Consider the following 25,570-nt stretch of genomic DNA (forward strand, 5'->3'; position numbering starts at 1 on the left):
TTTCAAATTGTTATTATAGATTACTATGTGATGCTTGCTTCGTCAATTGTTAACAGCGGTAAATCGTAGGGTATCATTCAGTTGAAATGGATGGATCCGCTTGTTCTTTTTTCGGAATGACTTCATAAAAGTGAAGCGGAATGTCATCTAACAATGGCGTTAAGAAAGCAACTTCCTCATATTGTTCATGCTCATTTAATACGCGAATATAGTCTAATAATAATTCTGTGACGTCTGATTTTCCGTTTTTGCTAAGTGGGCGTAATGTGACATTCGCTCCTTTTGCAATTCTTTTTTGTAAAGCGGATTCTGTTAAGCCAAGTTCTGGTTGATGACGTAAGTAGACAACACCGCCCGTCATACCAGCACAAATCCAAGGACCAGGATCGCCAAGGACAACAGCGCGCCCATTTGTCATATATTCAAAAGCAAAGCCTTTTATATTCGCATGAACCCCAAGATTACCGTGCTCTTTTTCTCGAAGTGGATTTGTGATTCTACCCCCAATAATCATATCGGCTCCAGATAGGCGGATGCCAGCGCGGGCATCCGCATTTCCTTGTACGTATAATGCTCCTTTTTGAGCACCGTATCCAAATCCTTTTCCGACAGAACCGTTATAATATGCGCCATCTTTCCCTCTTGCTTTTGTAATATAAATCCCACCGCCAAACGCCGTTTTTCCGATGCCATCTTGTGCGCCACCATTTACGTGAATAAATAAATTTTCGCTATTATAAGCACCTAATCCGTTTCCAGGAACCGAACCATTTGTATATTTTAATGTAATTGGTTCAAGCACACTGTTTTCGTATAATTTACTACGGACACGGTAGCAAGATTCAATACCGCCCATAACGCGTTGCTCTACACCAACTCCAACTAGTTCTTTTGACTGGAATGAAGAGGTTGCTGCACTATGTTTCTGCTGGTTCGTTTCTGTTACGTCATAAGGTGTTTGATTGATCATGTGTAGTAAATTTTGTAAATCTAATAGCTGCGTTCCGCGTATTTGTTCTAGCAAATCGGAACGACCGACAATTTCTTGTAAATTTGTATAACCAAGTTGGCCTGTTAAACGTTTGAGTTCTGTGCCAAAGGTAGTAAATAAATGCAATAATCCCCCTACAGCAAGTTCAAATTGGCGGGGAACAAAGCGGCGCAGGCCGTGTTCTTTCGCTTGTGCTTCTGACTCAATTTGCGTTGCAATCCCGACGTGACATGTATCTAAGTGACAGCCGCGACATGTTGTACAACCAATTGCAATCATGGAAAGGGTACCAAAGCCAATACGATTTGCACCTAGAAGTATAATTTTTAATACATCATTTACACTACGAATACCGCCGTCTGCCCAAATTTCTACATTGTGTCTCATATCGGCCTCTAATAGAGCATTATGAGCAGCCTTTACGCCAATTTCAACTGGAAGACCGACGTGTTGTAAGGCGTGAATACGTGCAGCACCTGTTCCCCCATCGAATCCACTAATATTAATAAAATCAGCACCAGCTTTCGCAATCCCTACAGCAATGGTTCCAATATTCGGAACGACAGGAACTTTAACAGCAACTTGTGCGTGTTGGTTAGCTGTTTTAATTTCCGTAATAATCTGTGCTAAGTCTTCAATTGAATAAATATCATGATTATTGGAAGGAGAGATTAAATCTGAACCAATTGTTGCATTTCGGGCTTCTGCAATTTTGGAAGTTACTTTTGATCCAGGTAAATGTCCACCTTCACCCGGTTTTGCGCCTTGCCCAATTTTTATTTCAATTAAATTCGATGAGTTTAACAGTTCTGCATTCACACCAAAGCGCCCTGATGCAATTTGTTGTCCGCGTGTATGCGGATATTTGCCAATCATATCTTTAATTTCTCCGCCCTCACCGTTTAAGCTAATCATATTAAGGCGATTCGCGGCTTCTGCATAAGCACGGAAGGCAATTTCGTTTTGGGAACCGAATGACATGGAACTAATAATAAATGGAAAGTTATGTTTTTTTACGTGAATGGAAACACGTTCAGTTGGCACAGGTTGATTCGCCTTTTTTATTTGGAGAAGATGACGAATTGAAATTGGATTTTTGTCTTCTAATTCCGCCAGCTTTTCACGGTAATCATCGTAAGCATTTCCTTTTGCGATATCACCAATTGCTTTCCAAACGCGTGGGAAAATATGAAACGTCTTTCTCATTCTCACCTTTGGATCATTATAATCAAGTGCCCGTGCTTTTGCGTCTTCTGCTAGAGAATCGAGTGAAAATGCTAATGCATCGGATCCTAAAAAGTTCGTGATTTGTAATGCGTGTGCAATTTCCTCATGTAAGCCAATAGAAGAGAAGAGACGACCGTAGCCGCGCAATTCATGAATTCCAATCGTTGAAATGACCTTTTCTAGTCCTTTATTTAAGGCAGTGTATAAGTTAACAATTGGCTTTGTCGTTCCGTCATTTACAGTTGCAAACATTAAGTATGGATTAATAACATCAGCACCTAAACCATATAGTGTAACAATGTCGTGTAAGGAACGAAGGGCACCTGATCTTATCACAATGGAGCATTTCCGTCTTACTTTATTCTGCGTTAGTTCTTGATGTACTTTTGCTGTAATTAAATGTGGATCAATCCATAATTGTTCATTTTGATGTGCCTTTGCATCATCTAGTAATAAAAGAGAGGCTCCTTTTTTAATAGCTGTCACTGCTTCTGCGCTAATCCGATTTAGTGCATTATCTAAAGTTTCTGATGCTGTAAAGGTAACAGATAATGTATAAACAGTGCTATGGGTTGCAAATAGGCGTACGAGTTGTTCGTATGTTACTGTTTCTACATCTTCAGTTGCTAATTGTCCTAGTTCACCTTCCAGGACAATTGGAGATAGAAGTTCAGTGACAAAGGATGGTTCAGTTTGACCGGATAAACTCGGACGTTCCCCTAGCACTGTACGTGTAGAAAAGTGTTCAACTTCTCGGTCACGGTCAATTGCTGGATTTGTAACGACAGCAACGCTTTCTTTTATAAAATCAGCGATATTTCGTCTGTCGGTATCAAGTGCGGCGAGCGGGGCATCGTGTCCGAGTGAACGAATGGGTTCTACGCCTTTCGTTGCCATTTGCTCAAGAAGCTGGATATGTTCACGGTCCCAGCCAAAAGCTACATATTGCTCTGTTTCGACTTGAGAAAGATTAGATAAATCTTCTAATTTATCTACAGCTGGTGTAGATAAATTGAAATGATAGTTTGTAAAGTCAATGCGCTGTTTCAAACGTTTATATACTTCTTTTTGATATGATTCATATTCATACAGCACAAGAGTACCTTGATCATCCCATTTCAATCCGACTTTTTCTCCAGGAGCGAGTGATTTTGGTTCTGCTACATATTCTACTGGTGAGACAACACCCGGCTCAGAAGAAAAGATATAGGAGCTTTCGGTTTCAACTTTCCAAACTGGTCGTAATCCGAGCGAATCTACACTAAAAACCGCTTCATCTTTATAGCGTGAAATGATGCCAGCTGGTCCTTGTGCAAAATGTCCCCATGCCTCACGGATATACGTATATAAGTCTTGCATATGTGGTTCGTATAATTTGATTTCACTAATAATAGGTGGAAATAATACATCCATTGCTTCAAATAGGCTGTAGTTGTAGTTTACGAGAAGTGTTTCTAAGGTGCGGTTTAAATCTTGAGAGTCACTGCCTCCAGCAGTAAGTGGTACATCAATCATTTCAGCTTGGTCACGTAATTTGGCAATTGTGTTAATTTCGCCATTATGTCCAAGGGTGCTAAATGGTTGCACACGAAAAAAGTTAGATAATGTGTTTGTTGAATAGCGATTATGTCCAAGTGTCATTGTTGATGCAATGAGAGGATGTTGTAAGTCATCATAGTATGCGACAAGTGTATCGCCAGCTCCAAGAACTTTGTAAACAACATGATCATGGCTTAATGAAGCCACATGGACTGCTTCATTTTCTTCAATTGCAATGGTTAAAGAAAATAGTGCTTGATCCATATTTTCTTTTGCTGTTTCTGAAAGGATAGCAACTTGCCAAAATACAGGCTCTTCTTGTTTGCCAAGAGGGCCAAGAGCATCAGAATTTATAACATCCTCGCTTTCGAAGATAATTGTGAAGTTTTCATTTTGTAATTTTGTACGAATCTCACTTTGTAAATCAGCCGGATTGCCTTTTTTATTTAGAAAAAAATGTCCAACGATAAAGTGGGGATGATCCACAATCGCTGGATTATATCCGCTATTGTCTAACTTTTTTTTCCAAAGAGCTTTCGGTAAATCGATATGAACCCCAATGCCGTCACCTTCGCCATTAATAAAGCCAGCGCGATGATTCATTTTTACAAGCGATTGTATACATAAGTCGATGTTTTCTTTTGTTGGAACATTTTTCTTCTCCATAACGGAAACGATTCCACAAGCATCGTGTTCTGCGTTTGCATAATTTCGAAATAAAGACGGTGTCCATTTATTTGTATTGTTAGGCATCCGTCAATCCCCCCTCTGATATAAAATTAGCAATAATCTAACTATTCAAGACGTAAATTGCCTTGTAGACAATGAAACAACAAATGCGAACGTTAAAAAAGCGAATAATTATGAATAATTATACTATTAATGTGCAATTTATGAAATAGAAAAAAGAAAAAAATAGAGGATGACCTCTATTTTTTTCTTTTTAGCATGTATTTTTTTATGCGTTTGCTAAGGCAGCAAACGCTCTGCCAACAGCTTCAATTGTATATTCGATATCTTCTTTTGTATGCTCTGTTGTTAAGAACCATGCTTCGTATTTAGATGGAGCTAAGTTGATTCCTTCATGAAGCATAAGCTTGAAGAACTTACCAAACATCTCACCGTCTGTATTTTTTGCAGTATCATAATCGTCTATTGTATCTGTTGTAAAGTAGACCGTTAATGCACCTTTTAGGCGATTTATTGTAATGTCGATGTTATGTTTTTCAGCTTGCTCTAGAATACCTTTTTCAAGCATTGCGCCAAGCTCATCTAATTTTTCATATAAACCTTCTTGTTGCAGTACTTCTAAGCATGCAATACCTGCTGCCATAGAAGCTGGGTTTCCAGCCATTGTACCAGCTTGGTAAGCAGGTCCGAGCGGAGCAACTTGTTCCATAATTTCTTTCTTACCACCGTATGCACCGATTGGAAGACCGCCGCCGATTACTTTACCAAGCGCTGTTAAGTCAGGTGTTACACCAAGTAAGTCTTGAGCACCACCATACATAAAGCGGAAAGCTGTAATCACTTCATCATAAATGACTAATGCGCCAGCCTTGTGAACAAGTTCGTTTACTTTTTCAAGGAAGCCAGGTTTCGGCTCTACAATTCCGAAGTTCCCAACGATTGGTTCTACAAGAATGGCAGCTACTTCATGTCCCCATTTATCTAATGCTTCTTTTAATGTTTCTACATTATTAAATGGAACTGTAATTACTTCTTGAGCGATGCTTTGCGGTACACCAGCAGAATCTGGAGTACCAAGTGTAGAAGGACCAGAACCAGCTGCTACAAGTACTAAGTCAGAATGGCCATGGTAGCAACCAGCAAATTTCATAATTTTTGTGCGACCTGTATAAGCACGAGCCACACGAATTGTTGTCATAACAGATTCAGTACCAGAGTTCACGAAACGAACTTTATCTAATGCAGGCATTGCCTCTTTTAACATTTTTGCAAATTTTACTTCTAGTGCTGTTGGTGTTCCGTATAATACACCATTTTCAGCAGCTGTTTTGATTGCTTCTGTTACATGAGGGTGAGCATGCCCTGTAATGATTGGGCCATATGCTGCTAAATAATCGATATATTTGTTACCATCTACATCCCAGAAATAAGCACCTTTCCCGCGTTCCATTGCAACAGGTGAACCGCCACCAACTGCTTTGAAAGAACGAGAAGGACTGTTTACACCACCAACGATATGTTCTAATGCTTCTTTATGTAATGCTTCTGATTTTGTGAAATTCACTACAATTCATCTCCTTACAAAAATCTATCTATTATTCTAACATGTTTTTCACAAAGAGTGCGTGTTCAAAAAGACGTATTGTTTGTGATAGGAATGGCAGTTGGGTAAACTATTCGTTGTGGTATTTAGGAAGGAGGCCGATTATGAATTCGGTTATTGAGGTAAAAGGATTGCGTAAAGAGTTTACATCATACTCAAGCCGTTCAGGCTTAAAAGGAGCTTTTCGTGATTTATTAAATCGTAATTATAAAATTGTGCCAGCAGTAAATGATGTTTCGTTTACTGTGAAACAAGGTGAAATGGTTGGTTACATTGGTGAAAATGGTGCTGGTAAATCGACTACGATCAAAATGTTAACTGGGATTTTAACACCAACGTCCGGTCAGATTACAGTAAATGGTATGAATCCGCATAAACAACGAGAAGAATTTGTAAGAACAATTGGTGTTGTATTTGGTCAGCGTTCACAGCTTTGGTGGGATATTGCGGTACAAGAGTCATTTCGTTTATTAAAGAAAGTATACGGTGTATCGGATAGGCAGTATAAAGAACATATGGAGCATGTCATCGAAACGCTAGATATTGGTCCCTTGTTAGATAAACCAGTGCGTAAATTATCGCTCGGCCAACGGATGCGTTGTGAATTAGCAGCGGCATTAATTCATAATCCACCGTTACTGTTTTTAGATGAACCAACAATTGGACTAGATGTCCTTGTAAAATTGAAAATCCGTGAATTTCTAAAAGAAATGAATGAGCGTTATAAAACAACAATTTTATTAACGACACATGATATTACAGATATTGAAGCGTTATGTGAGCGCGTCATTATGCTGGATGAAGGAAATATTATGTATGATGGCTCATTAGAAAAACTTCGTTCACAGTGGGGAACAGAAAAAGAAATACATTTTCAATTTATAGCACCAGTCTCCTATCAGCAGATATCAATGGTGATGCCGGATAATAACGTAGCTTGGTCACAGGGGAAAGAAGAGAATACATGGATTGCGAAAATCCCGAACGAAGAAGTTATCATTTCAATGCTTATTTCAAAAGTAGTCCAAGCTTTTCAAATTAAAGACTTAAAAATTAACGAAGTATCAACAGAAGAAATTATTCGCAACATTTATGAAGAGGGTATGATTCATGGGTAAGTACATCGAAATGATTCGTATTCGGTTTTTAATGATGCTTGCCTACCGAACGAATTATTACAGCGGAATCTTAATTTATACAATTAACATCGGAGCTTATTATTTTCTATGGCAAGCAATTTATAGCGGAAAAGAGAATATTGAAAGCTTATCGATTTCTCAAATGACAACATATATTGCAATTGCATGGATGGCTCGTGCTTTTTATTTTAATAATATCGACAGAGAAATTGCGATGGAAATTCAGGAGGGACGTGTAGCGGTTGAATTAATCCGTCCATACAACTACTTAGGAATGAAAGTAATGCAAGGACTTGGAGAAGGGATATTTCGCTTCGCCTTCTTTTCTATTCCAGGTATGGTTATCGTTACGCTTCTATTTTCATTACAAATTACAACAAACTTTCAAACATGGCTTTATTTTTTCCTATCGTTAGTCTTTAGTTTTATCATTAATACACAAATTAATTTAATGACGGGGATGCTTACATTTTTCTTATTTAACAATAGTGGAATTATGTATGCAAAGCGCGTTGTCATTGATTTATTTTCAGGATTATTGTTACCGATTAGTTTCTATCCTCTATGGGCACAAAAAGCAATGGTGTTCTTGCCGTTTCAAGCAATCAGCTACATTCCAAGTATGATTTTCTCAGAAGGGATACAAGGGAGTGCATTGTATCAGGCTTTATTATTTCAAATGATTTGGTCAGTAGTCCTTATTATTCCAATTGTACTTATGTGGAAAACAGCAAGAAAACGATTGATTGTACAAGGGGGATAATGAGATGTTATATATAAAGCTGTTTTTACAGTATGCAAGCCAATATATAAAAACAAAATTAGAATATCGCGGCGATTTTATCATCGGGTTATTATCTGATTTACTGCTACAAGCTGTAAACTTAATTTTTATTCTTGTTGTTTTTGGGCATACACAAGCATTGAAAGGTTGGAGTAGAGAAGAGGTTATTTTTATATATGGCTTTTTCTTAGTTCCGTTTGCTATTTTCTCTGCGTTCTTTAATATATGGGATTTTAATGATCGTTACATTATTAAAGGAGAGATGGATCGCGTTTTAACGAGACCGATTCATAGTCTGTTTCAAATTATATTAGAGCGTATGGAACTGGAATCTTTAATTGGTGCAGTGACAGGGATCGTTGTAATGGGATATGCAGCGGTGCAATTACAGTTATCCTTTTATTGGTACGATTTCTTTCTATTCATATTGATGGTAGCTGGCGGGGCACTTGTATATGGAGGAATCTTTATAACACTCGCAAGTATTGGTTTTTGGTCAGATGCGAAAAGTTCCATTATGCCACTCATGTACAACATTGGGAATTACGGGCGTTATCCAGTAAATATTTATAATCGTGTCATTCGCTTTATTTTAACATTTGTATTACCGTTTGCCTTTGTTGGTGTATATCCTGCTGCTTATTTTCTTAGAAAAACAGAATGGAACAGTTATGCATTTGCGACACCAGTCGTTGGTGTGATTTGTTTTACGATTGCATTAACGCTTTGGAATGTAGGCGTGAAAAAGTACCGCGGTGCGGGGAATTAATGAAGGGTTAACATCCTATATATTGCCCGGTAACTTTGGGATAAATAGGCCTTTGTCCTCATACATATAAGATGAGGTGGGGGACATGTTGTGGGGACTTATTTTATTAATTGCAGCGATTGCTGTTTTAAGAAGCATTCAATTGTTATGGAACTCAGCTGTGGAATCAAAGCGTTTCTTTTCATTCTATAATTTAGCTTCGCTATTTCTTATTTATACAACGGTACTTATTGCATTTGGATTAAGTTATGTTGTGTTAGAAGAAACGGGTTTAGTTGTGTTAAGAGAAGATGGAGAAGAGCTAACGGTTCGTTCTTTTCATCTTGTAGAAGTATGCCTATACTTTAGTGCAGTAACATTATTATCAGTTGGATATGGAGATGTAACCCCGATTGGAATTGGGCGCTGGATTGCAATTGTTGAAGCATTGATTGGATATACATTACCGTTTGCTTTTGTGGTTCGAACGGTAATGGAAAATGAAAAATAAGGGAACATTTGTTATAGTAGAAGGAAAAGGTAAGGAGTGATAAAAATGGTCGCAGTAGGAGAAATGGCACCAGATTTTACACTAGAAGGAAGTAATGGAGAGCAAATCAAATTGTCCGATTTTCACGGCAAACATGTTGTATTGTATTTTTATCCGAAAGATATGACACCAGGATGTACGACAGAAGCATGTGATTTTCGTGACGCGTACGGGTTGTTCCAAGAGAAAGATACGGTTATTTTTGGGATAAGTCCAGACCTAGTAAATAGACATTTAAAATTTATTGAAAAGCACGATTTACCATTTGTACTTTTAGTGGATGAAGATCATAAAGTGGCAGAACTATATGATGTTTGGAAACTAAAGAAAAACTTTGGAAAAGAGTATATGGGAATCGAGCGCTCTACATTCCTTATTAATAAAGACGGCGAGCTTGTAAAAGAGTGGCGTAAAGTGAAGGTAAAAGGTCATGTAGAGGAAATTCTTTCTTATATAAAATAAGATACCTGTTCGAAAGGGATAAAAAGAATAATGATGGAGTATGAGGCATATGCCTATACTCTTTTGCTGACGTTCCATATATTAAAAGGGTAGGGCATACCTCCTCAGGTGATAGTATTTTAAGTGCGAGTTTTCGCACTTTTTTTATGTGCAAATGTATAAACAGGGGACGAGTTTACATAAGAATAAGTATGATCCGAAAATAAACCACATAGTTATAGGAGAAATATTGACGATTGAAAAGAAAAGGAGTACACTCTTTATAAGAATTATAAAATAATAATCCGTATAGAATCGGGGGGCATGACGGTGGTCAAAGAAGAATTAAAAGAAGCGCTAGAAATGCTGAAAAATACGGGTGTACGTATAACTCCACAGCGTCATGCTATTTTAGAGTACCTTGTGGAATCTATGACGCACCCAACAGCGGATGAAATTTATAAAGCGTTAGAAGGTAAGTTTCCAAATATGAGCGTTGCGACTGTCTATAATAACCTACGTGTATTTAAAGAAGTCGAGCTTGTAAAGGAATTAACTTACGGAGACGCTTCAAGTAGATTTGATTATGTTACAAGTCAACATTACCATGTGATTTGTGAAGACTGTGGTAAGATTGTTGATTTTCCTTATGTAGGTTTGGAAAAAATTGAAGATGAAGCTGCGAAAACAACGGGCTTTGTTATTAATAGTCATCGTTTAGAGATTTATGGTGTATGTCCAGAATGTCATAAGGCGTAATATATAATAAAGAAAGAGGCTGATGATTTTCATCAGCCTCTTTCTTTATTATATGGAAATGGTACATGTCCTGTTTAAGCTTTGTAATTTTTTCTATTATACTTCTCATCAAACTCTTTTCCTTCTAAATTTCGATCAAGCGTTAATGGCTGATTACAATGCATACATGCATCTACGCGTCCAAGTATTTTGGTTGGTTTATTACAGCTTGGACAAATAATTTGTACGGTTTTTGTAGATAACATTCCAATCCAAAAGTAGACAACTGTACTAGCGATAACAGCTAAAAAGCCAACCATCATAAAAGTTGTCATGATAATAATATTCTCACGGAAAAATACGCCTAAGTATGCAATGAAGAGGCCGATAAATACTAAACTTAATGCAAAGGTTCGAATTTTATTGATCTTGTTAGAATACTTAATCCCCATTCCCATCACGCTCCTATAGCAACAATATAACATAAAATTTAGAATCTTTGGTTAAAAAAGAAAGGTACTATATTGAAATTGTAGAAATGAGAAGTGTGAAGAAGTAAAATGAGATGTGAAATTTTTTTATAAAAAGTATTGACCCTATACATTCAGCATGATATATTAATAACCGTCGCTGATGCGAAACAACAGAAAGCAGAAAGCGAAAAACAAAATGAAAAACTTAGTTGACATCAAAAAACGAAGATGTTAACATAAGGAAGTCGCCAATCGAGCGGCAAACAAGTTCTTTGAAAACTGAACGAAACAAACAACGTGCAACGTCAATTTTTATTTTTATGATGCTAGACAAACTAACTTTATTGGAGAGTTTGATCCTGGCTCAGGATGAACGCTGGCGGCGTGCCTAATACATGCAAGTCGAGCGAATGGATTAAGAGCTTGCTCTTATGAAGTTAGCGGCGGACGGGTGAGTAACACGTGGGTAACCTGCCTACAAGACTGGGATAACTCCGGGAAACCGGGGCTAATACCGGATAACATTTTGCACTGCATGGTGCGAAATTGAAAGGCGGCTTCGGCTGTCACTTGTAGATGGACCTGCGTCGCATTAGCTAGTTGGTGAGGTAACGGCTCACCAAGGCAACGATGCGTAGCCGACCTGAGAGGGTGATCGGCCACACTGGGACTGAGACACGGCCCAGACTCCTACGGGAGGCAGCAGTAGGGAATCTTCCGCAATGGACGAAAGTCTGACGGAGCAACGCCGCGTGAGTGATGAAGGCTTTCGGGTCGTAAAACTCTGTTGTTAGGGAAGAACAAGTGCTAGTTGAATAAGCTGGCACCTTGACGGTACCTAACCAGAAAGCCACGGCTAACTACGTGCCAGCAGCCGCGGTAATACGTAGGTGGCAAGCGTTATCCGGAATTATTGGGCGTAAAGCGCGCGCAGGTGGTTTCTTAAGTCTGATGTGAAAGCCCACGGCTCAACCGTGGAGGGTCATTGGAAACTGGGAGACTTGAGTGCAGAAGAGGAAAGTGGAATTCCATGTGTAGCGGTGAAATGCGTAGAGATATGGAGGAACACCAGTGGCGAAGGCGACTTTCTGGTCTGTAACTGACACTGAGGCGCGAAAGCGTGGGGAGCAAACAGGATTAGATACCCTGGTAGTCCACGCCGTAAACGATGAGTGCTAAGTGTTAGAGGGTTTCCGCCCTTTAGTGCTGAAGTTAACGCATTAAGCACTCCGCCTGGGGAGTACGGCCGCAAGGCTGAAACTCAAAGGAATTGACGGGGGCCCGCACAAGCGGTGGAGCATGTGGTTTAATTCGAAGCAACGCGAAGAACCTTACCAGGTCTTGACATCCTTTGAAAACCCTAGAGATAGGGCTTCCCCTTCGGGGGCAAAGTGACAGGTGGTGCATGGTTGTCGTCAGCTCGTGTCGTGAGATGTTGGGTTAAGTCCCGCAACGAGCGCAACCCTTGATCTTAGTTGCCAGCATTTAGTTGGGCACTCTAAGGTGACTGCCGGTGACAAACCGGAGGAAGGTGGGGATGACGTCAAATCATCATGCCCCTTATGACCTGGGCTACACACGTGCTACAATGGACGGTACAAAGAGCTGCAAGACCGCGAGGTGGAGCTAATCTCATAAAACCGTTCTCAGTTCGGATTGTAGGCTGCAACTCGCCTACATGAAGCTGGAATCGCTAGTAATCGCGGATCAGCATGCCGCGGTGAATACGTTCCCGGGCCTTGTACACACCGCCCGTCACACCACGAGAGTTTGTAACACCCGAAGTCGGTGGGGTAACCTTTATGGAGCCAGCCGCCTAAGGTGGGACAGATGATTGGGGTGAAGTCGTAACAAGGTAGCCGTATCGGAAGGTGCGGCTGGATCACCTCCTTTCTATGGAGAATTGATGAACGCAGTTCATCAATATACGTTGACTTGTTTCGTTTCGTTCAGTTTTGAGAGAACTAAATCTCTCGAAATGTATGTTCTTTGAAAACTAGATAACAGTGTAGCTCATATTTTTTTAATTAATTTTGGTTAAGTTAGAAAGGGCGCACGGTGGATGCCTTGACACTAGGAGTCGATGAAGGACGGGACTAACGCCGATATGCTTCGGGGAGCTGTAAGTAAGCTTTGATCCGAAGATTTCCGAATGGGGAAACCCACTATACGTAATGGTATGGTATCCTTACCTGAATACATAGGGTATGGAAGACAGACCCAGGGAACTGAAACATCTAAGTACCTGGAGGAAGAGAAAGCAAATGCGATTTCCTGAGTAGCGGCGAGCGAAACGGAATCTAGCCCAAACCAAGAGGCTTGCCTCTTGGGGTTGTAGGACATTCTATACGGAGTTACAAAGGAACGGGGTAGACGAAGCAGCCTGGAAAGGCTCGTCATAGAAGGTAACAACCCTGTAGTCGAAACTTCGTTCCCTCTTGAATGTATCCTGAGTACGGCGGAACACGTGAAATTCCGTCGGAATCTGGGAGGACCATCTCCCAAGGCTAAATACTACCTAGTGATCGATAGTGAACCAGTACCGTGAGGGAAAGGTGAAAAGCACCCCGGAAGGGGAGTGAAAGAGATCCTGAAACCGTGTGCCTACAAATAGTCAGAGCCCGTTAATGGGTGATGGCGTGCCTTTTGTAGAATGAACCGGCGAGTTACGATCCCGTGCGAGGTTAAGCTGAAGAGGCGGAGCCGTAGCGAAAGCGAGTCTGAATAGGGCGTTTAGTACGTGGTCGTAGACCCGAAACCAGGTGATCTACCCATGTCCAGGGTGAAGTTCAGGTAACACTGAATGGAGGCCCGAACCCACGCACGTTGAAAAGTGCGGGGATGAGGTGTGGGTAGCGGAGAAATTCCAATCGAACCTGGAGATAGCTGGTTCTCCCCGAAATAGCTTTAGGGCTAGCCTTAAGTGTAAGAGTCTTGGAGGTAGAGCACTGATTGAACTAGGGGTCCTCATCGGATTACCGAATTCAGTCAAACTCCGAATGCCAATGACTTATCCTTAGGAGTCAGACTGCGAGTGATAAGATCCGTAGTCAAAAGGGAAACAGCCCAGACCGCCAGCTAAGGTCCCAAAGTGTGTATTAAGTGGAAAAGGATGTGGAGTTGCTTAGACAACTAGGATGTTGGCTTAGAAGCAGCCACCATTTAAAGAGTGCGTAATAGCTCACTAGTCGAGTGACTCTGCGCCGAAAATGTACCGGGGCTAAATACACCACCGAAGCTGCGGATTGATACCTATGGTATCAGTGGTAGGGGAGCGTTCTAAGGGCAGTGAAGTCAGACCGTAAGGACTGGTGGAGCGCTTAGAAGTGAGAATGCCGGTATGAGTAGCGAAAGACGGGTGAGAATCCCGTCCACCGAATGCCTAAGGTTTCCTGAGGAAGGCTCGTCCGCTCAGGGTTAGTCAGGACCTAAGCCGAGGCCGACAGGCGTAGGCGATGGACAACAGGTTGATATTCCTGTACCACCTCTTTATCGTTTGAGCAATGGAGGGACGCAGAAGGATAGAAGAAGCGTGCGATTGGTTGTGCACGTCCAAGCAGTTAGGCTGATAAGTAGGCAAATCCGCTTATCGTGAAGGCTGAGCTGTGATGGGGAAGCTCCTTATGGAGCGAAGTCTTTGATTCCCCGCTGCCAAGAAAAGCTTCTAGCGAGATAAAAGGTGCCTGTACCGCAAACCGACACAGGTAGGCGAGGAGAGAATCCTAAGGTGTGCGAGAGAACTCTGGTTAAGGAACTCGGCAAAATGACCCCGTAACTTCGGGAGAAGGGGTGCTTTCTTAACGGAAAGCCGCAGTGAATAGGCCCAAGCGACTGTTTAGCAAAAACACAGGTCTCTGCGAAGCCGTAAGGCGAAGTATAGGGGCTGACACCTGCCCGGTGCTGGAAGGTTAAGGAGAGGGGTTAGCGCAAGCGAAGCTCTGAACTGAAGCCCCAGTAAACGGCGGCCGTAACTATAACGGTCCTAAGGTAGCGAAATTCCTTGTCGGGTAAGTTCCGACCCGCACGAAAGGTGTAACGATTTGGGCACTGTCTCAACCAGAGACTCGGTGAAATTATAGTACCTGTGAAGATGCAGGTTACCCGCGACAGGACGGAAAGACCCCGTGGAGCTTTACTGTAGCCTGATATTGAATTTTGGTACAGTTTGTACAGGATAGGCGGGAGCCATTGAAACCGGAGCGCTAGCTTCGGTGGAGGCGCTGGTGGGATACCGCCCTGACTGTATTGAAATTCTAACCTACGGGTCTCATCGACCCGGGAGACAGTGTCAGGTGGGCAGTTTGACTGGGGCGGTCGCCTCCTAAAGTGTAACGGAGGCGCCCAAAGGTTCCCTCAGAATGGTTGGAAATCATTCGTAGAGTGCAAAGGCATAAGGGAGCTTGACTGCGAGACCTACAAGTCGAGCAGGGACGAAAGTCGGGCTTAGTGATCCGGTGGTTCCGCATGGAAGGGCCATCGCTCAACGGATAAAAGCTACCCCGGGGATAACAGGCTTATCTCCCCCAAGAGTCCACATCGACGGGGAGGTTTGGCACCTCGATGTCGGCTCATCGCATCCTGGGGCTGTAGTCGGTCCCAAGGGTTGGGCTGTTCGCCCATTAAAGCGGTACGCGAGCTGGGTTCAGAACGTCGTGAGACAGTTCGGTCCCTATCCGTCGTGGGCGCAGGAAATTTGAGAGGAGCTGTCCTTAGTACGAGAGGACCGGGATGGACGCACCGCTGGTGTACCAGTTGTTCTGCCAAGGGCATAGCTGGGTAGCTATGTGCGGAAGGGATAAGTGCTGAAAGCATCTAAGCATGAAGCCCCCCTCAAGATGAGATTTCCCATAGCGTAAGCTAGTAAGATCCCTGAAAGATGATCAGGTTGATAGGTTCGAGGTGGAAGCATGGTGACATGTGGAGCTGACGAATACTAATAGATCGAGGACTTAACCATATAATATGAAGCAATGTTATCTAGTTTTGAGAGAATATAAAAAAACTTGTTGACTTTTTAAATCAATCAGGTATAATAATGATTGTCTCAAATGAATATAGTCTGGTAATGATGGCAGAGAGGTCACACCCGTTCCCATACCGAACACGGAAGTTAAGCTCTCTAGCGCCGATGGTAGTTGGGACCTTGTCCCTGTGAGAGTAGGACGTTGCCAGGCTAACATTATTCCGCAGTAGCTCAGCGGTAGAGCTATCGGCTGTTAACCGATCGGTCGTAGGTTCGATTCCTACCTGCGGAGCCATGATGGAGAGCTGTCCGAGTTGGCCGAAGGAGCACGATTGGAAATCGTGTATACGTCATAAGCGTATCAAGGGTTCGAATCCCTTGCTCTCCGCCATAACATTTTTGGCCCGTTGGTCAAGTGGTTAAGACACCGCCCTTTCACGGCGGTAACACGGGTTCGAATCCCGTACGGGTCACCACTTCGGAGGATTAGCTCAGCTGGGAGAGCACCTGCCTTACAAGCAGGGGGTCGGCGGTTCGATCCCGTCATCCTCCACCATATAAAATATATGAATAGTAACGTCGCGGGGTGGAGCAGTCTGGTAGCTCGTCGGGCTCATAACCCGAAGGTCGCAGGTTCAAATCCTGTCCCCGCAACCAATGGTCCCGTGGTGTAGTGGTTAACATGCCTGCCTGTCACGCAGGAGATCGCCGGTTCGACCCCGGTCGGGACCGCCATTTATTTTTTGGCTCGGTAGCTCAGTCGGTAGAGCAGAGGACTGAAAATCCTCGTGTCGGCGGTTCGATTCCGTCCCGAGCCACCATTTTAAAAATGAATATGCCGGCTTAGCTCAATTGGTAGAGCAACTGACTTGTAATCAGTAGGTTGGGGGTTCAAGTCCTCTAGCCGGCACCATGTAAGTTTCGGAGGGGTAGCGAAGTGGCTAAACGCGGCGGACTGTAAATCCGCTCCTTCGGGTTCGGCAGTTCGAATCTGCCCCCCTCCACCATTTACATTTTATATAGGGGCATAGTTTAAAGGTAGAACAGAGGTCTCCAAAACCTCCAGTGTGGGTTCAATTCCTACTGCCCCTGCCAAAACACAACATGGCGGTTGTGGCGAAGTGGTTAACGCACCGGATTGTGGCTCCGGCATTCGTGGGTTCGATTCCCATCAGTCGCCCCATTTTTATTTTAAACATTTACAAATAAAATAATGGTTACACACATACAATGTATTAAAACTTCGGTGGGCTATAGCCAAGCGGTAAGGCAACGGACTTTGACTCCGTCATGCGCTGGTTCGAATCCAGCTAGCCCAGCCATTCTTGCGGAAGTAGTTCAGTGGTAGAATACAACCTTGCCAAGGTTGGGGTCGCGGGTTCGAATCCCGTCTTCCGCTCCAAGTTTAATACGGCGGCATAGCCAAGTGGTAAGGCAGAGGTCTGCAAAACCTTTACCACCGGTTCGAATCCGGTTGCCGCCTTTTTTGTTATCTAGATATAGTGAAATTAGTAGACGAGTACAACTTAAAAGAGTAGTGCAATACTAAGTTCGTTATGTCGAATTTTTTTATATTTTGCCTGAGTGGTGGAATGGCAGACACGCCGGACTCAAAATCCGGTGCCTTCACGGGCGTGTGGGTTCGACCCCCACCTCAGGTATCTAGTAAACAAGGCTTCGTATTTAATTATACGAGGTCTTGTTTTATTTGCTTATATATTACTTCTGGTTAACTTGTGATTAATGAGGTGGAAATTCATATACTATATAAATACAAATTAAAAAACCGACATAAACCCCTTCTTTTTAGGTGGAAGAGAGCATCCGACCATGCATAGAAGCGGTCAGATCCTTTTCCTGCCCAGACGTAGTGAAAACAAAGAGAGAAAACGAGTGCGGGTCACCTTTTGTTATCCATAGCCGCGGCTTATATGTCGAAAAATCAAAATGGATTTATATAAAAGGGATTTTATAGTGTCTGAAGAACATTAATATATATTATAATTTAAATGTTATTGATATTCTCTGGAGGATGAAAGATGGGACATACACCACCTAAACATATTATTGCAGTTTCTGCTTATATCACGAACGAAAATAATGAAGTTCTTTTAACACAGGTTCAGTGGAGAGCTGATACATGGGAAATGCCTGGTGGACAGGTAGAAGAGGGAGAAGCACTTGATCAGGCAGTCTGTAGAGAAGTACTTGAAGAAACAGGTCTTATTGTAGAACCTATTGGAATAACAGGTGTTTATTATAATGCATCAAAGCATATTCTAGTAGTTGTATTTAAGGTGGAGTATGTTAGTGGAAAAATAAAAACACCACCTGAAGAAATAAAGGAAGCAAAATTTGTTGCATTAAATGAAAGTAATATTGACGAGTATATAACACGCCCTCATATGAAGTCGAGGACACTGGATGCTATGAAAGCAAAGTATTTTACCCCATATGAAACTTGGAAAGTAGATCCTTATAATTTGATAGTAAGATTATAAAAAGAAGTAAAGTTTTTTGGTGTGTGTATATTTTATTTTAGTTCCTTATTGAATAGCTTTTAACATTTATTCTGCTGTTTTCAACACCACATACTTTGAGAGTAAGGTTTAGTTATAACTATTATTTGAAAATTAATCATAAATTTCCTGTTATAATATGTCTTATACATAATATTTAAAAAATTAAAAACAGGAGGAGAGATTATGAAAAAAAAGTTATTGTACTGGGTGGGCTCAATTGCTGGTTTAGCTCTTGTAGGATTTGGAATATTTTATGGATTAACGGCTACATCTACTATAAGCGTGGAGAAAGAATCTGTTTCCTCTGAAGCAGTAAAAGAAAAAAAAGAAGAACCAGTATTGGAGGAAAAAGATTCACAAGAAAATACGGCACAGATTGAAGGTGTTGATTTACAATTAGATATTGATAACAGCTCACCCGAATCGGCAGTTATAGCAGCTATGCATAAAATGACTCATCAAAAAGTACGTGCACAAGAAAAGTGGGGCGCAATTCCAATGACTAAGCAAGGTACAGATCTCATATATAATATCGTCGCTCAAAGCTCATTCAAGGAGAAAGATAGATTATTACAAATTGCTGAAAGATGGAAGAATCGTGATTTTAGTCAAATATCAGATGACCATAATTTCTTTTGGACTTTTGATGGAGGAACAATCGGAAAAGCGTATGGTATGCTGAATACTTCAGAAGAAAGAACTTTCGCCATTAATAACTTTGGTGAGGAAATGACTGGGAAGTTAGTTAAATCTGGTGATCTTTCAGCTAAATAATGAAATAACTTAGTAAAGAAGTAGAAAGTGAAGCAAAATGAACTTATATAAATACAAATTAAAAAACTGACATACAACCCCTCTTTTTAGGTGGGAGAGAGCATCCGACCATGCATAGAAGTGGTCAGATCCTTTTCCTGCCCAGACACAGTGAAAACAAAGAGAGAAAACGAGTGCAGGTCACCTTTTGTTATCTATAGCCGTGGCTTATATGTCGAAAAATCCAAAATGGATTTATATAGTAGATATTGAGAATAATGAAGATGTATTTTTTTGTATTCATTAAGGACGAGTTGTTTGATCCCGAATCAAACAATTCGTCCTTTTTATCCCGCTATTTGCGGGCAGTAATCCCCCACTGATCAAAGTTTTACTTTATGTATAGTGTGTGGACGCAGGGACGTCTAATATGCTGTTAGAACGGATAGGCTAGGAGAATAGAGAAAATAGGTGATTATCCACTGTATTGGGTCATCAGCCCCTATTGAATTACAGGTAGAGAGATTTTATATGTTGATAAAAGGAACGTTCGTTTGGTATGATATCTATATTGTTCTAATGGAGAGTAAAAATTGTTATTTCAACCTTTAAGATATTTTGGTAAGGGAAAAGTTTGTATTATGTTATATAAATACAAATTAAAAAACCTACATAAAACTCTTCTTTTTAGGTAGGAGAGAGCATCCGGCCATGCATAGAAGCGGTCAGATCCTTTTCCTAACCCATGCCAAGTGAAAACAAGGAGAGAAAATGAGTACAGGCCACCTTTTGTTATCCATAGCCGCGGCTATATGTCGAAAAATCAAAATGGATTTATATAGAAAGCACTTAAAGGTCAAGAAAATCCAAAGTGATATAATAGAAGAATAGATACATTATATTGACGTTTTTGAATGAGTAGGAGTTTGTGCTATATAAATACAAATTAAAAAACCGACACATAAAACCCTTCTTTTTAGGTGGGAGAGAGCATCCGTTCATGCATAGAAGCGGTCAGATCCTTTTCCTGCCCCATACCAAGTGAAAACAAAGAGAGAAAACGAGTGCAGGTCACCTTTTGTTATCCATAGCCGCGGCTTATATGTCGAAAAATTAAAATAGATATATATAGAATATGTATTTTATACCTTACAACAATGTAAGGTAGGTGTAAGAGAAATCGATGGGATCTTCCGCACATTAAAGGTATTTTTAAGATAAGAACCATACATGCTGTAAAGAAAAGAGGTGTGCACGATGAAAGAACGAGTACTGTCTAGAGTAAACTATCATCAACGAGTTTCATTCAATCCAATTGCAAAGTTTCTTTATAAAGCTATCATTTTATTATTATTATTAAGTTGTACATTATTATTTATCGGAAATGCAATGGTTGAACGAAGTAATATTAGCAAGTTACATGTACCTGCTAAATTTGAGGTGCCAGAGTCATTAGCTCACGCATTTATTGCGACAGAAGATAAACGATTTTATCATCATGACGGTTTAGACTATATAGCAATTGTTCGGGCTTCAATTGAAAATATAAAAGCTGGTGGCGTTGTACAAGGTGGAAGTACAATTACACAGCAGCTTTCTAAAAATGCTTTTTTATCAAATGAACGTACATTTTCTCGTAAATGGAAAGAAATTTTTTATACAAAAAAAATTGAACGCACATATACAAAAAATGAAATTTTAAAATTATATGTGAGCAATATTTATTATGGAGAAGGTGCATGGGGGATTGAGAAAGCAGCGCAGTTATACTTTGGTAAAGAGGTGAATCAATTAACACTAAGTGAAAGTGCAATGATGGCTGCTATTGTAAAAGCCCCTTCCTATTATTCACCTGTTCAGAATTATGATAAAGCGGTAGAGAGACGGAATGTCGTTTTAAAATTGATGGAGAGAGAAGGCTATATTAGCCATGCTGAATATGTACAAGCAACAAGTGAAAAATTAGTGATTCGTCATGATATTAAAGCGGAGCACCCAGTACAAAAAGTTGCTCGTGAAAAGCTTGTAAGTTAAAAACTAAGTTCCATATGGAACTTAGTTTTTTTATGAATGAAACAGTCAAAATTGAGACACAATATTGACACATTTTCCATGTTTTTGGCGATTTTGTGAGCGTGTTCATTGCGTGACTTATATAAGTATTGATATCATGTGTAATGTATACAACAATGTATACAGAATATGAATTTAAAGAGGAATGTATATGAAATCATCAAACAAAATTATGGTTCTTGGCGTTGTTTTTTCTGTTGCAGTACTGATCGTAATTGGGACAATTGTGTACAGTATTATAAATGATAAAAAAGATAAAGGAAATGAAATGTTTGCGTACTCTACGCAGCAATCATTAGGAGAGAAAGATGCTCCGATTAGGGTTGTTGAATTTGGCGATTTTAAATGCCCAGCTTGCCGAACATGGGATGCAACGGTATTACCTCGTTTAAAAGAAGAGTATATCAATAAAGGGAAAGTACAGTTTTATTTTATTAACTTCCCATTCATCGGAAAAGATTCTAAGCTAGGAGCAGCGGCTGGTGAGGCGATTTATAAACAAAATCCAGAAGCGTTTTGGAAGTTCTATGATGAAATATACCAAAATCAAAAAAGTGATAAGGAAGAATGGATTACAGAAGAACTGCTTGTGAATATGGTGAAGGAAAAACTTCCAAATATTGATGTGGAACAGTTCAAAAAAGATATGCATAGTAAAGAAATAAAAGATAAAGTACAGAAAGATCTTGATCGTGCATTGAAACTAAAAGTACAAGGTGCACCCTCAGTATATGTAAGCGGCGAGCTTGCAAACCCAGATTATGATAGTATGAAAGCAGCAATCGAAAAAGAATTGAAAAAGTGATGAGTATTCATCACTTTTTTTCGTCTTTTTTCGACAAAATTCTTGCTTCAGCTTTTTGTACATGCTATACTATTTTACATAAGTTAACCGAAAATTTATAATTTCTTCATATTTGCGGGTGTAGTTTAGTGGTAAAACAAGAGCCTTCCAAGCTCTGGTCGAGGGTTCGATTCCCTTCACCCGCTCCAAATCTCATTTTATATTCTCATAATAATTTGTTATCAACGCAGTGTTTCGTTTCTTAGATAAACGAAGCATTGCGTTTTTTAATGTTTGTAAATGAGTATTATATGCGAGAATAGAAATAAGGAATACTATTAGAGGATGTTCAAAAAGTCCGGTAAAGATAGCAGTCGCATTTCTTCGTTACGTCGCCACTTCGGTACTCATGTAGTTCCATCTATGCTTCGTATCCTCGTGGCTTCCGTGCCTCGAACTGCTAGGCTCTCTTTAGCCTCCTTTTTGAACACGTACTACTACCAAGTGAATTGCTAACCATCAGTAGGTGACTACTTGTTAGATGAGGTATATGTATTCATCGTAGAAGGAGGCAAAGCATGGATTTTGAACAATTAAAACAAGATATAATTGCATATAGTAAAACGATTGGAATAGATAAAATAGGTTTTGCGAGTGCTTCCCCATTTGAAGAATTAAAACAACGCTTAATTCAGCAACAGCAATTAAATTATCAATCCGGTTTTGAAGAATCGGATATTGAGAAAAGAACAAATCCGCAGCTATTATTGCCAGGTGCAAAATCTATTATTGCGATTGCATTAGCGTACCCGTCAAAGTTAAAAAATGCACCGCTCAGTAAGCGCGGAGAACGCCGTGGTATTTTTTGCCGTGCTTCTTGGGGACAAGATTACCATCTTGTTTTACGGGATCGGTTACAAAAATTAGAAGATTATTTAATCGAAAAATTACCTGATATAGAAGTGAAATCAATGGTTGATACGGGAGAATTAAGTGATCGAGCTGTTTCAGAACGAGCTGGTATTGGGTGGAGTGCAAAGAACTGTGCTATTATTACGCCGGAATTTGGTTCTTACGTGTATTTAGGTGAAATGATTACCAATGTTCCCTTTCCGCCGGATCAGCCAATTGAAGACCAATGTGGCAGCTGTACAAAATGCATTGATATTTGTCCGACAGGTGCACTTATACAAGGAGGACAATTAGACTCAAAAAAATGTATTGCCTTTTTAACACAAACAAAAGGTTTTCTTCCAGAAGAATATCGAGAGAAAATTGGAAATCGGATTTATGGTTGTGATACGTGCCAAACGGTTTGTCCGAAGAATAAAGGAAAAGATTTTCATAACCATCCAGAGATGGAACCGGATCCAGAGCTTGTTAAACCACTTTTAACACCACTTTTAACGATTAGTAATCGTGATTTTAAAGAGAAATACGGAATTATGTCTGGGTCATGGCGAGGAAAAAAGCCCCTCCAACGAAATGCGATTTTGGCTCTTGCTCATTTCAAGGAGACAGCAGCGATTCCAGATTTAGTTGGTGTTATGAAAGATGATCCTCGTCCTGTAATTCGTGGAACAGCAGCATGGGCGTTAGGGAAAATCGGCGGCGAAGGTGTTCAAGAAGCAATTGAAAAAGCGATGGTACGTGAGAAGGATGAAGAGGTCCTTCATGAAATGCACCGAGGAATCGAATTGTTAGCCGAGAAAAAATAGCAGATTATGTCTCTTTTCTTCATATTGTAATAGGGGAGGGAGACGCTATGTTTGTAAAACAAAAGCTTAAAGAACAGATGCAACAATTTTTATCGTATATAACAGGTAAACGTATCAATGAGAATGAGGTTCCCGCGGATTTATTGCAAGTACTCCAGCGGAAAAAGAACTTGTTTCAAAATCGTGAAGCTGAAATTGTAAAGGCAACTGCAGATGTCTCTTTTATTAGACAGCTGAACAGTAAGCAATATCAAGAAGTCGATTATCAAGTTCATTTAAAATATTTAATTCGTCACCATGAATTATTTTATGTTGAAGAAGAGAAATTGGAAAGACGCATTCGCATGAAAGATGGGCGTATTGTAGAAGATAAAGCAATTAAACATCAGGTAGAAGAAGTGCAAAGTGAAACACTGGAGCGAGAGGTAACGAAAGGACAATATGCCTCGTATCATTATAATCGCTTAGAAGCAGTCAAATATGCAGAACGCTGGTGGGATGAGCGTAATCCGGCGTATCGCAATTTCCCTGATAATTGTACAAATTTTGTTTCACAGTGTCTTCATGAGGGTGAAACGCCAATGACTGGATATCCTAACATTCGAAAAGGATGGTGGCAAAGGCAGAATCAGTGGAGCTGGAGCTGGGCAGTTGCCCACTCATTTTATTGGTATTTATCAGGAGCTACAACAGGACTACGCGCTAAACAGGTAGAAAAACCAGAGGATCTTATACTTGGCGATGTGATTGCTTATGATTTTGAGGATGATGGGCGATGGAATCATACGACGATTGTTGTGGCAAAAGATGCGAATGATATGCCACTTGTGAATGCACATTCAGCTGACAGTCGCCGGCGCTATTGGAACTATGAAGATTCCAGTAAATATACGCCGCAAATGAAATACAAATTTTTTCATATTATTAATGGGTAGAGATTTTTCACTCAAATGGTATAATACGTAGTAGAGAAAAGATTGAGGTGAATATCGTGGGAGTACATGTTGTTTTATATCAACCAGAAATTCCAGCAAATACAGGAAATATTGCACGTACTTGTGCAGCAACTGGAACAGAGTTACATTTAATTCGACCGCTTGGATTTTCAACCGATGATAAAATGCTAAAACGTGCGGGTCTAGACTATTGGGAACACGTGAAAATTACGTATTATGATTCGATTGAAGAGTTTTATGAAAAAAATAAAGACGGTGAATTCTTCTATTTAACAAAGTATGGTGAAAAAGCACATACAGCGTTTAATTATAGTAATGCTGAGAAAGATTATTATTTTGTATTTGGAAGAGAAACAAACGGATTGCCTGCAAACGTAATTGAAGAGAACTTTGATCATTGCTTACGTATCCCAATGACAGATAAAGTGCGTTCTTTAAATTTATCAAATACTGCAGCGATTTTAATCTATGAAGCATTCCGTCAACAAAATTACCCAGGTTTAGATTTACAAATTGTGTACTAAAAGCCGTCATTTGACGGCTTTTTTTATAAAAATCAATAATTTTTGAATAGATATAATCATACATTTCTCCGTATCTGATATAGAAAGAATTTATTTTGCCCTACGCTAACGGACAGCATGGGAGAGTGGAGGTGCACCAATCAGACTTTTACTGGTAAGTTTATTCTCCACCTATTCTTTACTGACTGTCTAACTTTGAGGTGGGGTATTACTGCCCGCCAATAGCGGGATAAAAAACAAAAAAAGTGATGGGCATATGCTCATCACTTTTTGTTTGTACCTGGTTTATCGTTATATCCTGATGTGAAAATTGCAGTGAGAAATGTGAGTGAGACACCCAAAATTAATAATAAT

The 25,570-nt window shown here is 40.3% G+C and carries 16 protein-coding genes, 16 tRNA genes and 3 rRNA genes; 32 read left to right on the top strand and 3 right to left on the bottom strand.

Annotated elements, in window-relative coordinates:
* Nucleotides 1-73: 73 nt before the first annotated feature.
* Nucleotides 74-4,510, bottom strand: a complete 4,437-nt coding sequence (locus QRE67_RS02885; protein ID WP_286123462.1) for a glutamate synthase-related protein — start codon at nucleotides 4,508-4,510, stop codon at nucleotides 74-76.
* A gap of 205 nt (nucleotides 4,511-4,715) precedes the next feature.
* Nucleotides 4,716-6,011, bottom strand: coding sequence for a glutamate-1-semialdehyde-2,1-aminomutase (gene hemL, locus QRE67_RS02890; protein WP_286123463.1), 1,296 nt, complete (start codon nucleotides 6,009-6,011; stop codon nucleotides 4,716-4,718).
* 143 nt (nucleotides 6,012-6,154) lie between these two features.
* On the opposite strand from hemL, the gene QRE67_RS02895 reads away from it, so the two are divergent.
* The 6 genes from QRE67_RS02895 to perR all read left to right on the top strand — a co-directional run bounded on the left by QRE67_RS02895 (nucleotide 6,155) and on the right by perR (nucleotide 10,471).
* Entirely contained in the window at nucleotides 6,155-7,168 is a 1,014-nt protein-coding gene (locus QRE67_RS02895; protein ID WP_286123464.1) for an ABC transporter ATP-binding protein, read from the top strand.
* Complete coding sequence (locus tag QRE67_RS02900) at nucleotides 7,161-7,952, top strand: ABC transporter permease (protein WP_286123465.1); 792 nt, start codon at nucleotides 7,161-7,163, stop codon at nucleotides 7,950-7,952. Before QRE67_RS02895 ends, QRE67_RS02900 begins: the two co-directional genes overlap by 8 nt.
* A 4-nt stretch (nucleotides 7,953-7,956) precedes the next feature.
* Entirely contained in the window at nucleotides 7,957-8,742 is a 786-nt protein-coding gene (locus QRE67_RS02905) for an ABC transporter permease (protein WP_286123467.1), read from the top strand.
* 85 nt (nucleotides 8,743-8,827) lie between these two features.
* The gene (locus QRE67_RS02910; RefSeq protein ID WP_286123469.1) at nucleotides 8,828-9,232 is read left to right on the top strand and encodes a potassium channel family protein; all 405 of its coding nucleotides are present in this window, start codon (nucleotides 8,828-8,830) and stop codon (nucleotides 9,230-9,232) included.
* Between the two features lie 45 nt (nucleotides 9,233-9,277).
* Complete coding sequence (gene bcp, locus QRE67_RS02915) at nucleotides 9,278-9,733, top strand: thioredoxin-dependent thiol peroxidase (protein ID WP_286123470.1); 456 nt, start codon at nucleotides 9,278-9,280, stop codon at nucleotides 9,731-9,733.
* 309 nt (nucleotides 9,734-10,042) lie between these two features.
* Complete coding sequence (gene perR, locus QRE67_RS02920) at nucleotides 10,043-10,471, top strand: peroxide-responsive transcriptional repressor PerR (RefSeq protein WP_286123471.1); 429 nt, start codon at nucleotides 10,043-10,045, stop codon at nucleotides 10,469-10,471.
* A gap of 74 nt (nucleotides 10,472-10,545) precedes the next feature.
* On the opposite strand, the gene QRE67_RS02925 is transcribed toward perR, so the two are convergent.
* A complete protein-coding gene (locus QRE67_RS02925; protein WP_286123472.1) occupies nucleotides 10,546-10,902 on the bottom strand; it encodes a YgzB family protein in 357 nt (118 codons plus the stop codon).
* Nucleotides 10,903-11,264: 362 nt separating this feature from the next.
* On the opposite strand from QRE67_RS02925, the gene QRE67_RS02930 reads away from it, so the two are divergent.
* From QRE67_RS02930 to trmL, 26 genes are all read left to right on the top strand, one after another.
* Nucleotides 11,265-12,816 (top strand): 16S ribosomal RNA (locus QRE67_RS02930).
* Between the two features lie 142 nt (nucleotides 12,817-12,958).
* Nucleotides 12,959-15,880 (top strand): 23S ribosomal RNA (locus tag QRE67_RS02935).
* Between the two features lie 101 nt (nucleotides 15,881-15,981).
* Nucleotides 15,982-16,097 (top strand): 5S ribosomal RNA (gene rrf, locus QRE67_RS02940).
* Together the 16S, 23S and 5S rRNA genes with 15 tRNA genes alongside form the textbook arrangement of a ribosomal RNA operon.
* 9 nt (nucleotides 16,098-16,106) lie before the next feature.
* Nucleotides 16,107-16,181 (top strand) — tRNA-Asn (locus QRE67_RS02945).
* A gap of 4 nt (nucleotides 16,182-16,185) precedes the next feature.
* Nucleotides 16,186-16,277: transfer RNA gene (locus QRE67_RS02950), tRNA-Ser, on the top strand.
* 10 nt (nucleotides 16,278-16,287) lie between these two features.
* A tRNA-Glu gene (locus QRE67_RS02955) sits at nucleotides 16,288-16,362 on the top strand.
* A gap of 4 nt (nucleotides 16,363-16,366) precedes the next feature.
* Nucleotides 16,367-16,442, top strand: a tRNA-Val gene (locus tag QRE67_RS02960).
* 24 nt (nucleotides 16,443-16,466) lie between these two features.
* A tRNA-Met gene (locus QRE67_RS02965) sits at nucleotides 16,467-16,543 on the top strand.
* Between the two features lie 2 nt (nucleotides 16,544-16,545).
* Nucleotides 16,546-16,621: transfer RNA gene (locus QRE67_RS02970), tRNA-Asp, on the top strand.
* Between the two features lie 10 nt (nucleotides 16,622-16,631).
* A tRNA-Phe gene (locus QRE67_RS02975) sits at nucleotides 16,632-16,707 on the top strand.
* A gap of 16 nt (nucleotides 16,708-16,723) precedes the next feature.
* Nucleotides 16,724-16,799 (top strand) — tRNA-Thr (locus tag QRE67_RS02980).
* Nucleotides 16,800-16,809: 10 nt separating this feature from the next.
* Nucleotides 16,810-16,893, top strand: a tRNA-Tyr gene (locus QRE67_RS02985).
* Nucleotides 16,894-16,907: 14 nt separating this feature from the next.
* Nucleotides 16,908-16,981: transfer RNA gene (locus tag QRE67_RS02990), tRNA-Trp, on the top strand.
* A 12-nt stretch (nucleotides 16,982-16,993) separates the two neighbouring features.
* Nucleotides 16,994-17,069, top strand: a tRNA-His gene (locus QRE67_RS02995).
* Nucleotides 17,070-17,133: 64 nt separating this feature from the next.
* Nucleotides 17,134-17,208 (top strand) — tRNA-Gln (locus QRE67_RS03000).
* Between the two features lie 5 nt (nucleotides 17,209-17,213).
* Nucleotides 17,214-17,288 (top strand) — tRNA-Gly (locus QRE67_RS03005).
* Nucleotides 17,289-17,298: 10 nt separating this feature from the next.
* Nucleotides 17,299-17,369, top strand: a tRNA-Cys gene (locus tag QRE67_RS03010).
* A gap of 95 nt (nucleotides 17,370-17,464) precedes the next feature.
* Nucleotides 17,465-17,547 (top strand) — tRNA-Leu (locus QRE67_RS03015).
* 378 nt (nucleotides 17,548-17,925) lie between these two features.
* Nucleotides 17,926-18,387 carry an NUDIX hydrolase gene (locus tag QRE67_RS03020; protein WP_286123473.1) on the top strand — a complete coding sequence of 154 codons (462 nt, stop codon included), beginning with the start codon at nucleotides 17,926-17,928 and terminating at the stop codon, nucleotides 18,385-18,387.
* 204 nt (nucleotides 18,388-18,591) lie between these two features.
* Complete coding sequence (locus QRE67_RS03025) at nucleotides 18,592-19,182, top strand: DUF6241 domain-containing protein (RefSeq protein ID WP_286123474.1); 591 nt, start codon at nucleotides 18,592-18,594, stop codon at nucleotides 19,180-19,182.
* Nucleotides 19,183-20,418: 1,236 nt separating this feature from the next.
* A complete protein-coding gene (locus QRE67_RS03030; RefSeq protein ID WP_286123475.1) occupies nucleotides 20,419-21,195 on the top strand; it encodes a transglycosylase domain-containing protein in 777 nt (258 codons plus the stop codon).
* Between the two features lie 190 nt (nucleotides 21,196-21,385).
* Nucleotides 21,386-22,039, top strand: coding sequence for a DsbA family protein (locus QRE67_RS03035; protein WP_286123476.1), 654 nt, complete (start codon nucleotides 21,386-21,388; stop codon nucleotides 22,037-22,039).
* Between the two features lie 114 nt (nucleotides 22,040-22,153).
* Nucleotides 22,154-22,227, top strand: a tRNA-Gly gene (locus QRE67_RS03040).
* Between the two features lie 369 nt (nucleotides 22,228-22,596).
* The gene (gene queG, locus QRE67_RS03045; RefSeq protein ID WP_286123477.1) at nucleotides 22,597-23,736 is read left to right on the top strand and encodes a tRNA epoxyqueuosine(34) reductase QueG; all 1,140 of its coding nucleotides are present in this window, start codon (nucleotides 22,597-22,599) and stop codon (nucleotides 23,734-23,736) included.
* 47 nt (nucleotides 23,737-23,783) lie between these two features.
* Nucleotides 23,784-24,671: an amidase domain-containing protein gene (locus QRE67_RS03050; RefSeq protein WP_286123478.1), complete on the top strand. Its 888-nt coding sequence runs from the start codon at nucleotides 23,784-23,786 to the stop codon at nucleotides 24,669-24,671.
* Between the two features lie 56 nt (nucleotides 24,672-24,727).
* The gene (trmL, locus tag QRE67_RS03055) at nucleotides 24,728-25,216 is read left to right on the top strand and encodes a tRNA (uridine(34)/cytosine(34)/5-carboxymethylaminomethyluridine(34)-2'-O)-methyltransferase TrmL (protein ID WP_286123479.1); all 489 of its coding nucleotides are present in this window, start codon (nucleotides 24,728-24,730) and stop codon (nucleotides 25,214-25,216) included.
* Nucleotides 25,217-25,570: the final 354 nt, after the last annotated feature.

The sequence above is a fragment of the Bacillus sp. DX3.1 genome, from assembly GCF_030292155.1.
In the GTDB taxonomy this organism is placed as follows: domain Bacteria; phylum Bacillota; class Bacilli; order Bacillales; family Bacillaceae_G; genus Bacillus_A.

Coding starts and splice junctions, on each gene's coding strand:
- QRE67_RS03035 (WP_286123476.1), top strand. CDS start 21,386: ATGAAATCATCAAACAAAATTATGGTTCTTGGCGTTGTTTTTTCTGTT.
- QRE67_RS02905 (WP_286123467.1), top strand. CDS start 7,957: ATGTTATATATAAAGCTGTTTTTACAGTATGCAAGCCAATATATAAAA.
- QRE67_RS02910 (WP_286123469.1), top strand. CDS start 8,828: ATGTTGTGGGGACTTATTTTATTAATTGCAGCGATTGCTGTTTTAAGA.
- QRE67_RS03025 (WP_286123474.1), top strand. CDS start 18,592: ATGAAAAAAAAGTTATTGTACTGGGTGGGCTCAATTGCTGGTTTAGCT.
- QRE67_RS03030 (WP_286123475.1), top strand. CDS start 20,419: ATGAAAGAACGAGTACTGTCTAGAGTAAACTATCATCAACGAGTTTCA.
- queG (WP_286123477.1), top strand. CDS start 22,597: ATGGATTTTGAACAATTAAAACAAGATATAATTGCATATAGTAAAACG.
- QRE67_RS02895 (WP_286123464.1), top strand. CDS start 6,155: ATGAATTCGGTTATTGAGGTAAAAGGATTGCGTAAAGAGTTTACATCA.
- QRE67_RS02900 (WP_286123465.1), top strand. CDS start 7,161: ATGGGTAAGTACATCGAAATGATTCGTATTCGGTTTTTAATGATGCTT.
- QRE67_RS02925 (WP_286123472.1), bottom strand. CDS start 10,902: ATGGGGATTAAGTATTCTAACAAGATCAATAAAATTCGAACCTTTGCA.
- bcp (WP_286123470.1), top strand. CDS start 9,278: ATGGTCGCAGTAGGAGAAATGGCACCAGATTTTACACTAGAAGGAAGT.
- QRE67_RS03020 (WP_286123473.1), top strand. CDS start 17,926: ATGGGACATACACCACCTAAACATATTATTGCAGTTTCTGCTTATATC.
- QRE67_RS02885 (WP_286123462.1), bottom strand. CDS start 4,510: ATGCCTAACAATACAAATAAATGGACACCGTCTTTATTTCGAAATTAT.
- QRE67_RS03050 (WP_286123478.1), top strand. CDS start 23,784: ATGTTTGTAAAACAAAAGCTTAAAGAACAGATGCAACAATTTTTATCG.